Annotated in this window: 11 protein-coding genes and 1 other annotated feature; of the genes, 2 read left to right on the forward strand and 9 right to left on the reverse strand. The window is 46.0% G+C overall.

The annotated features are described in order from the left end of the window. Window positions 1–29 precede the first annotated feature (29 nt). The 5 genes from ypeB to J2X75_RS12020 all read right to left on the reverse strand — a co-directional run bounded on the left by ypeB (window position 30) and on the right by J2X75_RS12020 (window position 3677). Window positions 30–1376, reverse strand: coding sequence for a germination protein YpeB (gene ypeB / locus J2X75_RS12000; RefSeq protein WP_310336596.1), 1347 nt, complete (start codon window positions 1374–1376; stop codon window positions 30–32). Window positions 1377–1497: 121 nt separating this feature from the next. Then, window positions 1498–1668: a hypothetical protein gene (locus J2X75_RS12005; protein WP_165980215.1), complete on the reverse strand. Its 171-nt coding sequence runs from the start codon at window positions 1666–1668 to the stop codon at window positions 1498–1500. Between the two features lie 114 nt (window positions 1669–1782). After that, window positions 1783–2478, reverse strand: coding sequence for a glutamic-type intramembrane protease PrsW (gene prsW / locus J2X75_RS12010; protein ID WP_017687676.1), 696 nt, complete (start codon window positions 2476–2478; stop codon window positions 1783–1785). 43 nt (window positions 2479–2521) lie between these two features. After that, window positions 2522–3136: a genetic competence negative regulator gene (locus tag J2X75_RS12015; RefSeq protein ID WP_076209900.1), complete on the reverse strand. Its 615-nt coding sequence runs from the start codon at window positions 3134–3136 to the stop codon at window positions 2522–2524. Between the two features lie 187 nt (window positions 3137–3323). Then, window positions 3324–3677 (reverse strand): hypothetical protein, encoded by a 354-nt coding sequence (locus J2X75_RS12020; protein ID WP_047843572.1) that lies wholly within the window; start codon window positions 3675–3677, stop codon window positions 3324–3326. Window positions 3678–3771: 94 nt separating this feature from the next. Between J2X75_RS12020 and J2X75_RS12025 the strand changes: the two genes are divergently transcribed. After that, entirely contained in the window at window positions 3772–4668 is an 897-nt protein-coding gene (locus J2X75_RS12025; protein WP_310336604.1) for a polysaccharide deacetylase family protein, read from the forward strand. A 45-nt stretch (window positions 4669–4713) separates the two neighbouring features. Here J2X75_RS12025 and J2X75_RS12030 read toward each other — a convergent pair whose 3' ends face one another. From J2X75_RS12030 to J2X75_RS12040, 3 genes are all read right to left on the reverse strand, one after another. Further along, window positions 4714–5460, reverse strand: coding sequence for a metallophosphoesterase (locus J2X75_RS12030; RefSeq protein WP_310336607.1), 747 nt, complete (start codon window positions 5458–5460; stop codon window positions 4714–4716). A gap of 80 nt (window positions 5461–5540) precedes the next feature. Continuing rightward, on the reverse strand, window positions 5541–5993 hold the full coding sequence (locus J2X75_RS12035; RefSeq protein ID WP_017687671.1) for a hypothetical protein: 453 nt from the start codon (window positions 5991–5993) through the stop codon (window positions 5541–5543). Further along, a complete protein-coding gene (locus J2X75_RS12040) occupies window positions 5990–6583 on the reverse strand; it encodes a CPBP family intramembrane glutamic endopeptidase (RefSeq protein WP_036607728.1) in 594 nt (197 codons plus the stop codon). Before J2X75_RS12040 ends, J2X75_RS12035 begins: the two co-directional genes overlap by 4 nt. A gap of 335 nt (window positions 6584–6918) precedes the next feature. After that, window positions 6919–7149: a binding site (T-box leader), on the forward strand. 199 nt (window positions 7150–7348) lie between these two features. Between J2X75_RS12040 and serA the strand changes: the two genes are divergently transcribed. Next, window positions 7349–8944: a phosphoglycerate dehydrogenase gene (gene serA, locus J2X75_RS12045; protein WP_076209897.1), complete on the forward strand. Its 1596-nt coding sequence runs from the start codon at window positions 7349–7351 to the stop codon at window positions 8942–8944. A 186-nt stretch (window positions 8945–9130) separates the two neighbouring features. On the opposite strand, the gene J2X75_RS12050 is transcribed toward serA, so the two are convergent. Next, window positions 9131–11224, reverse strand: a complete 2094-nt coding sequence (locus tag J2X75_RS12050; protein WP_483874288.1) for a BclA C-terminal domain-containing protein — start codon at window positions 11222–11224, stop codon at window positions 9131–9133. Window positions 11225–11260: the final 36 nt, after the last annotated feature.

The following is an 11260-nucleotide window of genomic DNA, read 5'->3' on the forward strand; positions in this document are numbered from 1 at the left end:
TCAACTTCAAATTCAGATTACCCATCTTTTTATGAGGTTGCATTGACCGGTTTGATCTCTTCAACCGCTTCTTCCATTCCTGTATTCGCATTAATGTATATCCGGTAACGAGAACCGTTAATTTTCCCTCCGAATTCATAACACAATACTTCTTTGCTGTAATCATTTTCAATCAAGGATTTTCGAACATAATTTTCTTCGAACTCCGAATTAAGCTTTTTCCGCGCCTGTTGCTCCGTAAGAGTTGCTTTCGGAATTTTGCGCTTGTCATTATGTTCGTAGACAAAGTCACTCGCCTGGAAGCCGGTTACTTCCCCTGTATCCAAACCTACACGAACTGACATTTTCTCGGGATAGATCAAGGTATCCCCTTGCTTACGCACATAAGTAAGGTTACCCAGATTACCATATTCATCGTAGTTTACAGCCTTCATATCCTTATAACCTTTGTTCATTAGAAATTGATCTGCTTTAGCCATGGCATTCTGACGAGACACTTTTTTGGTTCCGATTGGACGCGTATCACTGTAAGAGATCAGCATTCCGCCATTACGGGTGAAATCCATCATCAGTTTACCATTGTTGGCATGATCAATCGTGGCAGTGTAGGACTCCCAGTCTGTTCCTTTGCCGTTCTCCTGCACTTGGATTTTGCTACGATCCGCATCAGAGAATTTTGCAGCCTTGCTCTGAATCTGTTCTTTGGTCACCGGTAAGCCGCCCAGTTTCTTGACTGATCGTTTTGCATAGATATTGGATACGGAAGGACCCCAATCAAGCTCGGGATATTCCTGTACCTTTTTGTTCACAGTACGAAAACCATCAACGATCGTGTTGTCCATGGTTTGCTCTTGCGTTGCCATGGCAGTCTCTGCATCCATCCAGCGCAATCGGTCCGTCAGGACTTTCTGCTGCACATCCTGCAGATTCTTGGTAATCTCGGATGAATTCTGATACAGCTTTTTCAGGTTGCCCATTTCCTTCTCACTAAGCGGTTCGTTTGTCAAGTCACGCAACGACGCCCGATAGGCAAAGTTGGAAATACGCGAGAGAAACTCCTCTGTCTCGTTAAAGGGCAGCATGGTGAGTGGCAGTTGGTTGATCTCATTCTGCGCTTCACTGGTGAGTCGCCATACATTCATCAGACCTTTGCGATGCATCCCCTGTGATGTAGAGTGAACCGCCAAGGTGTTGCCAATCTCCGAATGCAATTTGTCCATATGAAAAGATAAATCGTGAAAGGCACGCTGATATTGATTCTCTGCCTTGATCAAAATTGCATTCTTCTCCTGATTCTCCTGATAGCCCCACACGAGCGCACCGACCAGCAGAACCGCAAATATCGGAAACATAACTGAACTTAATCGTTTATACATCGGTAGAGTCTCCTTTCTTCTAAACCACTACCTCTATTGTGGATCGAAGAAAGATCTCTTATGCATGCGATTTCCAGTCCTTACACAAGCAGGCTGCCAAAGTACCGTTTGGGTCCTCCTTTTAATTCAGCTGAATCCCAGTTGCCATGCCCTCTTCTTCAATTTCGAACTGGTCTCTGTTATCACAGAGGCACTGCTTGAATCCAGTCTCAATCCGGCCCCGCTCTTTCTTCCCTCGTAATGTAAATCGTTCACCGCATTGTTTGCATCTGATTTTAATTTTAATTCTCATCACAACGATCTCCGTTTCTGTTGGTCATTCCCCGGGAGTTTATCCGTAAAAATAAAAACACACCGGAGCCATAGGCGCAATATGCGCTTTATGTCCACCAGTGTGTCCGTATTTTTATAATTTAACCTCTTCCTCCCGCTTCACAAAACGAAAAGGAGAACGGTTATTAGCTCGTGTGATTTTACCCATTGCCCCATACCACAGGCCCGCCATTAGCGGCGCTATAAACCACAACCAATGATTCACCATGGTGTTCATGATGACATCGTACAATGCATGCCAGAAAAAAGGTAACACCAGAGAAAGCACCAGGTACCACCGCTTTTTCTTACCACCGATAAACTTGGCTTTACCCATGTAATAACCCATGATTACCGCAAACATAGCGTGCCCTGAAACAGGGAGCAGTGCCCGAAGGAACATGGCTGAGACGGATGCATTCCCCGCAAAGGCATACAACACATTCTCAACAGTGGCAAATCCAAGTGAAACAGCGACTGCATATAAGATCCCGTCATAAGGCTCATCAAATTCGGTGTGATTATAGATGATATGATAAAGTACGAACCATTTAACGAATTCCTCCACACCACCTGAGATCATAATGGCCTCAAGATAAGGATTGTCCCCGAGCCACATCATCATGCCACGCTGAATAATCATCACAGGCAGTACCATCAGAATCCCCATGAGGAAAACCCGCAATACCATATGAAGTGGCTCATAATCATAACGGTCTTTCAGGTAAAAGTATGTTAACAAGGCGAGACCCGGAGCAACTGCTGCCGCTAAGACCGAAAACAAAAGCACCGAAATTCCCTCCTCTGACTAAAGACGCGATTACAACTAGAGATTAATCCTGGCGTTTGAAGTGGGTGCAGATAACATCAATCGCTTGTGCAGGAATAACAACCTTACCATACTCTTCCATAACTGCCGGAGTAACTGAGGAGCCTTCACCAAATTCAGCAAGCAAGGCAATCAATGCCGCATGTTTGGTGGAATCTACCTCATCTGGCTCCAAATGCAAGAACCACTTGTCTTTATAAGAATAAAGTCTCCCAGCATCCGTAACATGCTGACGCAACATATGTGCAGCTTCAATGAGCACTTCAAAGTCCTTGAATGCATAAACGATGGAATCGCTTTGCTCGAGTGTAACTTCCATTTCATATACTTCTTCAGGAAGATCATCTTCATGACCTGAACCATATTGTTGCGGATCATATTTTCCACGTGTGACAATGACAACCATCCCTTGAGCAGGAAGTGCGAATACTTCGACAGCGAGTGGACCTGTGGCATCAAATCCAAGTTCGGAATAGGCCTGATCCATCATTTCAGTGAACAGTTCATGAACCTTAGGTATTTCCTGCCACATATCTTCTTTTTGTATTCCGCGCTCGCTCAGATCGTCAAAGGTCAGGAAAATCCGTATCTTATCGTGACTTAGTCGTTCTATTTTCATACAGGATCTCCCCTTTATAAGCAAGTCTTATAACAGATTATGAAGCACAAAACAATATGTGCTGAAAATAAATCTATGTAGTTATGTTATCATTTTATACCTCTAAATGCACGAAGTAAAATCGACAAAAAAAGAATCATTCCACAGCCAATCTAGACTGTGGATGATTCTAATTAAAGATTCTGGTTTATAAACCCGGTACTGTTGTGTTTGTTTGACTTAAAATTTGCTCAACTTCATGCTTCACATCCGGATTGGTGCGAATAAAATCTTTGAGCATGCTCATATTCGCTTCTTTTTCCTGCGGTGTGATTGCTCTTGCAGTCTTTGCTGCCGGATTTTTGTGGGATTCACCATGTTGATTTTGCTTGCTTGTGAACCCGTCCATACCCGGGAAAGTCATCTCCATCATCTTATGTTTTGCCTGATCCATCATGTTTCGTGATGAACCCGATGACATCATGGGCAATTTGCCTTTGGACAACCATGAACTGGCTGCGACACCAATGACAATGCCCCAAAAAAAGGATGACGTCTTCATTACACCAACCTCCTTCAAGTGTTAAAATCATATTTAGTGTTTGCGGTAGTGAGCAATCTCATTCCGTATAAATACAGGAAAGCGAGTTGAAATCATGTTCAGACATACCGCCGCATTGATCATTGCTGCAAGTTTGCTGCTGTCAGCTTGTGGGACAGCGGAAGAAAAAACATCTGATAATTCCGCACCAGCGGGCGAATCAACTACCACAGTTCAAGAAGAGCAAGGTAACTCTAACCCAAATGAAACAGAAGAAACTGGAACTGGTGTGCCCGAGCCTTCAACGGAAGATTCAACTGTGACAGAAGAAGAACCTGAATCTTCGGAGAAGGTTTCTACAGAAGAGAAAGTGGAAAAGACGTACCATATGAATGAAAATTATTATATTAAACCAAACGATGAAGCGAGCCCAAACAAAGTGGTCTTGTTAACTTTTGATGATGGACCCAAAGAAGAAAAAATGATTACTTCACTGATCGACACTTTAGATAAACATAACGCTAAAGCGATATTTTTCGTCAATGGATATCGGGTGAAAAGCCATCCGGAATTGCTCAAACTCATACATGAACGAGGTCAGATTGTAGGCAATCATGCCTGGGATCATGAGGACCTCAAAAAAATGTCCACCGCTAAGGCGGCAAAGCAGGTTACAGATGTCCAAAAAATAGTGAAGGATACCATTGGTGAGGAACCGCAATTCTTCCGTCCACCTTTTGGGTCGGGAAATGATGCACTGAAGGCTGCTGTGAAGAAAAATGGCATGTTATATATGACTTGGTCTAATGGTTCGCTCGATTGGGATAAAAGCACCAAAGACAAACCGGAAAAAGTCATCCAAAATGTACTGGACCAGTTAAACCCCGGAAGCAATATTTTGATGCATGAGTTGCCATGGACGGTTGAAGCATTGGATGAGTTGCTGACCAAGCTAGAAAAGAAAGGTTATTCCTTTGTTGATCCGCGTGCAATTGAATTGGAAGCTCGTTAAATTGTAATTTTGCGCATTAAAATAAAACAGCCTTGATCCAATGGATCAAGGCTGTTTCTCTGTGAGTGCTTTTTCCACGGGCACTCTTAACGTGATGATATGCATCTCCGCAGGACAACCTAGTCGGAGAGGAAGATGATTTGTACCGTATCCTCTGCTAACAAGCATTTTGCCTTCTTGGTGAACGTCCTCCGTACTGCGCTTCAGGGAATACCACCCGTTCGATACGGGACGATACGCTTTGCTCAGGAACACAGGTCCGAAAAATGGTAAAATCAATTGTCCGCCATGTGTATGACCGCTTAAAATAAGATCTGCATTTTCTTCCAAGCGAAGGGCCTGCAAAGGATCATGAACGATAGCAATTTTGCAAAAACGGTTACCGATCTGCTGTAGTAATACATCGCCCTGTTTGGAACGATAGTCTATACCGATCAGACTCAATCTGTCGTTGCCCCTTTTCAGATATTCCACATTATCCTGCAGGAGCTTAACGTCCGATTCCCGAAGGATTCGCGCAAGTTGAGCGGTACCAGCCCTCTTGTCATGGTTGCCATACACCGTAAATGAAGGAGCAATGTTCGATAAAATTTTCATGTTATGTCTAACTAAAGACCATGAGATTCCTTTTTCCGCAACATCCCCGCCGATGAGAACCCAGTCCACCTTGTTTTTTACGCTTTCCAGATCCTTCTGCTTCAGCTTGCGCTTGTGAGTATCGGATACATACAAAATCATAGCCCCGTCAAAGGATGTTGGCAGATGAGGCACTTCAACCTCTTCTTCAATCATTTGATGAATATGGGCTTCTCGCCACATATGAAAAAGTAGTAAAACTCCCATCAAAATGATTAAACCTGCGAGTAAAAGCATTACCACGGCAAGGGAAGGAACGTATTCAGAGCGGGTGCCCCTTCAACCCCCCACCAAACCAGACTAATCGTTAACATGACAAAAATAAAAATGAGTGAATTGACAAACCTTTTGCTCAATTTCAACCGACGTGAAGGATGTAATTCTGTCCGTGTAGGAAGCGAACCCGCTTCGGGGATCGATTCTTCCGTTGAATTTGGCGTTTTTTTGGAGCGTGATGGTGCCCTTTGAGGAAGTACTGGACTTTCCAGCTTTTCTGTATAAGGCTTGCGCTGTGATCTAGGTAAAGAAACGGAAGTAATTGGTGTGATTCCGCCAACCTCAGCAGCTGCTGCCGTTTCAGCAACGATGCTTACTTGAGAAGCCACCTGACGCTCGGATTTCTCTTTTTTATCCGATTGACGATGGCGCTGACTGCCATATGTCTTCATTCTACTTAATGGCTGATTCATGATCCCCTCCGAAAACGTATCGCTAATCCGGACACCAAATCAATAATAAAGTGACATAATATAGGCGCCCATAATGTGCCGGACTGCAAGTAAATCCAACCCAATCCATAACTTGAGACAAACACCCAGCCTGTTGGAATCCAGTGGCGCAAATAACGAATATGGATAACTGCAAATAAAATACTTGTCCAGTAAGGACCGATGGCATGTTGGATGGCTCCACGGAATAATAATTCCTCACACACAGCAACAATGGCTGCTATACATACAATGTGCCAGATCGGACGCCCACGGAACAACATCTCGTTAATTCCACCGTCATCCATGCTTTCCTGAGGTATAACATACGACAGTACCAAGTCCATAACAAGCATTATTCCTGCAAGACCAAGACCCCACCATATAAATTGGTAATTGTCAGGCCATGCGAGTACATCTAACAAGTTTCGTTTCTGCAATAAGATCCACACAACTCCGATAATCAGTGTCAGACCTTGTGTAAAGTATAGATTGATTAAAAGCAAACGCTCGGTAAGCTGTTGTGGCTCAGCCTTCTGAATCTTGAACTTGGGAAACTTGAATTTTTTCATCGGATGCGTCTGTCCTCTTGAGTTAAATTTGATGGATAACAATTACGTTGTCCAATCGGATAGTATACTAAATGATAGCCAAAAAACCAATTAGGTTCAAGACCTGCTCCAAGTCCTGGTTAGAAGTCAGCACCATTCCTTCATTAAAGCAGTAAAATCCAGTTCACCAAACAGCTTACTTTCCATCTTCTTGTCGTAGGTATATTAACTATTGTATTACTTATGGTGACTCTGTTTATGTGTGAATCTAAAGACATCTGCAAAACATTTTAAAACATTTAAGCCTATTGACATGCTCATGTCAGCCATGATACATTATGAAAAAATTAGTCACGTTAAACACGATGATGGAAAAAAGACGTTGCTTCGTCTTACAGAGAGCCGATGGTAGGTGTGAATCGGTGGCAGGCAAATGGTCTTGAGCGCTCCTGAGTTATTGCATTGAAATTGGAGTAGGTGCAATCGGTTTAGACCCGTTATCCTCTTCGGTCTTCATTGACCGCTAAGACTGTCGTTGCGAAACGGCGGTGAATTAGGGTGGTACCACGACAACTCTCGTCCCTTATTGCGCAAGCAGTATGTGGATTGAGAGTTTTTTGATTTATTTTAAAGGATATCTGTGGGATCACTCTATTTGCTTCACCTTCCCCCTCTGCTGCGACACCGCGTTGTTGGGCGGAAGAATCAACCTGGTTTTAAGGAATACCTCTTCGCTGAGGTCAGACCTTGACGATATAGATACACATACCTAAGGAGGAAGAAACCATGTACAAAGTGTTAGTGTCGGACCCAATCAGTGATCTGGGGATCCAGCAACTGGTGGATGCAAATGATGTTGTTGTTGAGAAGAAAACCGGTCTTAGTGAAGATGAACTTGTTGCCATTATTGGTGATTATGATGCCCTCTTGGTTCGCAGCCAGACTCGTGTTACAGATCGTATTATGACGGCTGGTACCAACCTCAAGGTGATCGGACGTGCAGGTGTTGGTGTAGATAACATTGATCTGGAAGCTGCTACACAGCGCGGTATCATCGTTATTAATGCACCTGATGGCAATACCATCACAACCTGTGAGCACACGTTTGCCATGATGATGGCATTGGCACGACACATTCCTCAGGCATACGCCAAGACAATTCAGGGTACGTGGGATCGTAAAACCTTCCTGGGTGTGGAATTAAGAAATAAAACGCTCGGTGTACTGGGGATGGGACGGATCGGTAGTGAAGTTGCCAAGCGCGCCAAAGCATTCGGAATGGATATTCTTGCTTACGACCCGTTCCTCACGGAGGAGCGTGCCGAGAAGCTGCAAGTGAAGCTGGCTAGTGTAGATGATATCATTCGCAATGCGGACTTCATGACCGTTCACACGCCATTAACACCCGAAACACGGCATATGATTTCACGTCCACAATTCGAAGTGATGAAAAAAGGCATGCGTATCATCAACTGTGCTCGTGGTGGTGTAGTTGACGAGATGGCACTTGTCGAAGCCATTGATCAAGGTATTGTTGCTGGTGCAGCATTTGACGTATTCGAAAGCGAGCCGCCAGCCGCTGATCACCCGTTCCTGAATCACCCAAGCATTATCGTTACGCCTCACCTTGGTGCGTCCACAGTAGAAGCACAAGAGAACGTGGCTATCGATGTGTCGGAACAAGTTCTTCATATTCTGCGCAATGAACCGTTCAAGAACGCAGTTAACATGCCGGCTGTTGCACCAACCGTGATGAACAAATTGCAGCCGTATTTCAAACTGGGTGAAACATTGGGTAGTTTTGCAGCACAGATTACACAAAATGCAGTGCAGGAGATTCGGATCGACTATGCTGGTGAACTTTCTGAAGTAGATACTTCTCCTCTCACGCGTTACATTGTGAAAGGGATTCTCGCCAGACATTTGGGTGGGGAAGCCAACATCGTTAACTCCATGCATCTGGCCAAAATCCGTGATCTAAATGTGGTTGTAAGCCAAACCTCAGCAACTAAAGGATTTACTAACCTGATTACCGTAACATTGGTTACAACTCAGGATGCTGAGGAACGCCGTGTAGCGGGTACATTGCTTGCAGGTTATGGAGAGCGTATCGTTCGTCTGGACAAATTCCCGGTAGATATCGCACCGGAAAGTCATCAAATCTTGATCTCACATAACGATAAACCAGGTATTATCGGTCGTGTAGGCACACTGCTTGGACAAAACGATGTCAACATCGCATCCATGCAGGTTGGACGTAAAATTATTGGTGGTGCAGCGATCATGATTCTGACCGTAGATAAAGCTGTTCCAAAAGATGTGCTTGTGCAGCTTGCTGCACTGCCTGAAATCAATACTGCTGTTGAAATTGTTCTGGAATAATCAAACGTATTTCTGTATGTAAAAGGAAAGACGGGGCCCTCGTGGTTCCCGTCTTTTTTGTCGTAAGGAAATTGTATGAATGTACCCGCTGAAATATCGGTGATGAGGCTTGCAAACTAAAATATTAGTGGAATTGGAAAAGGGGTGCCCACCAACCCCATATGAACTCCGCTTCTTTTGCTTAACTTAACTTAACTGAATAATGTTTAGTGTAGCCCCCGGAGGAGAAAGAACGGCTGCACCAACAAGCCCGAATAATTGTAACTGTATTGTTGAACCAGCGGTAACGGTGACCATAAAGTCAGACTGCAGCTGACTGAGAGAAAGTACTGGAGATACTACACTCGCTGGAATTACTGCACCGTTAAGTAAAACCCGAGATTGGATAGCAAGTGCAGCTGTCAGATTTATTTTGTATGAGATATAGTAGCGACCTGCATTGGTCAACGTGAAGGTGTCATTTGTCCCATTGACGGTTATACCTGTGCCAATATTTTGGTTATTCGGTAATGGAACGAGAGTACCACCCAATATTACAACAATCGTACCATTAGTGTTCTCAGCAAAAGCCGAGTTAGATGTTACAGATGTTCCGGTTGCACCTGTTGCTCCGGTAACTCCTGTTATGCCGACTCCTGTTGCTCCGGTTATACCTGTCGCTCCCGTTTCACCAGTCACACCAGTAACTCCGGTACTTCCCGTTATGCCGACTCCTGTTGCTCCGGTTATACCTGTCGCTCCGGTTTCACCCGTGATACCAGTTGCCCCGGTGCTTCCCGTTACGCCCACTCCCGTGGCTCCCGTTATACCTGTTGCTCCGGTTTCACCAGTCGTACCAGTAACTCCGGTACTTCCCGTTACGCTGACTCCTGTTGCTCCGGTTATACCTGTGGCTCCTGTTTCACCAGTGCCACCAGTTGCTCCGGTACTTCCCGTTACGCCCACTCCCGTGGCTCCCGTTATACCTGTTGCTCCGGTTTCACCAGTAACTCCAGTTACTCCGGTACTTCCCGTTACGCTTACTCCCGTGGCTCCTGTTATACCTGTCGCTCCGGTTTCCCCAGTGCCACCAGTTGCCCCGGTGCTTCCAGTTACGCCCACTCCCGTGGCTCCCGTTATACCTGTTGCTCCGGTTTCACCAGTAACTCCAGTTACTCCGGTACTTCCCGTTACGCTTACTCCCGTGGCTCCTGTTATACCTGTCGCTCCGGTTTCCCCAGTGCCACCAGTTGCCCCGGTGCTTCCAGTTACGCCCACTCCCGTGGCTCCCGTTATACCTGTAGCTCCGGTTTCACCAGTCGTACCAGTTGCCCCGGTACTTCCCGTTACGCCGACTCCCGTTGCACCGGTTATACCTGTAGCTCCGGTTTCACCAGTCGCACCAGTTGCTCCGGTACTTCCCGTTGTGCCGACTCCAGTTGCTCCCGTTATACCTGTGACTCCTGTTTCCCCTGTGACACCAGTAACTCCGGTACTTCCCGTTACCCCGACTCCTGTGGCTCCCATTATACCTGTGGCTCCGGTTTCCCCCGTTACACCAGTTGCTCCGGTACTTCCCGTTGTGCCGACTCCAGTTGCTCCCGTTATACCTGTGACTCCTGTTTCCCCTGTGACACCAGTAACTCCGGTACTTCCCGTTACCCCGACTCCTGTGGCTCCCATTATACCTGTGGCTCCGGTTTCCCCCGTTACACCAGTTGCTCCGGTACTTCCCGTTATACCAACTCCCGTGGCTCCTGTTTCACCTGTTACGCTTACTCCCGTTGCTCCAGTCAATCCCGTTACGCCTGTTGCTCCTGTTTCACCAGTTGCCCCGGTTTCTCCAGTTACTCCTGTTGATCCCGTTACGCTTAATCCCGTGACTCCTGTAATTCCTGTCGCCCCGGTTACCCCTGTAAAACCAGTCACTCCTGCTTCACCAGTACTTCCTGTTACTCCAACTCCAGTTGCACCGGTCACACCTGTCGCTCCTGCTCCAGCGATCAACGTGTAATCTGGTGAGGTGCCCGGTGTTCCCGTTGGTGATGCCACATTCGCAATATACGTACTGCCGTTGAACGTTACAACCTGGCCCGCTGGATACGTTGGGGCTACGGCTGGATCGAATGGCACGATACCACTTAAACCTACACCTGTCGCTCCTGCTACGCCCGATGCCCCTGTGACTCCGGTACTTCCTGTCACTCCAACGCCGGTTGCTCCTGTAACTCCCGTTGCTCCTGCGCCCGCAAGCAATGTGTAATCCGGTGAAGTCCCCGGCGTTCCCGTTGGTGACGCCACATTCGCAATATACGTACTGCCGTTGAACGTTACAAC

It is taken from the genome of Paenibacillus sp. 2003, from assembly GCF_031455635.1.
In the GTDB taxonomy this organism is placed as follows: Bacteria; Bacillota; Bacilli; order Paenibacillales; family Paenibacillaceae; genus Paenibacillus; species Paenibacillus amylolyticus_B.

Bases quoted from the DNA above. Each gene is read 5' to 3' on its own strand.
- J2X75_RS12035 (WP_017687671.1), bottom strand. From the start codon at position 5,993: ATGAATCAGCCATTAAGTAGAATGAAGACATATGGCAGTCAGCGCCAT.
- J2X75_RS12005 (WP_165980215.1), bottom strand. From the start codon at position 1,668: ATGAGAATTAAAATTAAAATCAGATGCAAACAATGCGGTGAACGATTT.
- ypeB (WP_310336596.1), bottom strand. From the start codon at position 1,376: ATGTATAAACGATTAAGTTCAGTTATGTTTCCGATATTTGCGGTTCTG.
- J2X75_RS12015 (WP_076209900.1), bottom strand. From the start codon at position 3,136: ATGAAAATAGAACGACTAAGTCACGATAAGATACGGATTTTCCTGACC.
- serA (WP_076209897.1), top strand. From the start codon at position 7,349: ATGTACAAAGTGTTAGTGTCGGACCCAATCAGTGATCTGGGGATCCAG.
- J2X75_RS12040 (WP_036607728.1), bottom strand. From the start codon at position 6,583: ATGAAAAAATTCAAGTTTCCCAAGTTCAAGATTCAGAAGGCTGAGCCA.
- J2X75_RS12020 (WP_047843572.1), bottom strand. From the start codon at position 3,677: ATGAAGACGTCATCCTTTTTTTGGGGCATTGTCATTGGTGTCGCAGCC.
- J2X75_RS12030 (WP_310336607.1), bottom strand. From the start codon at position 5,460: ATGATTGAAGAAGAGGTTGAAGTGCCTCATCTGCCAACATCCTTTGAC.
- J2X75_RS12025 (WP_310336604.1), top strand. From the start codon at position 3,772: ATGTTCAGACATACCGCCGCATTGATCATTGCTGCAAGTTTGCTGCTG.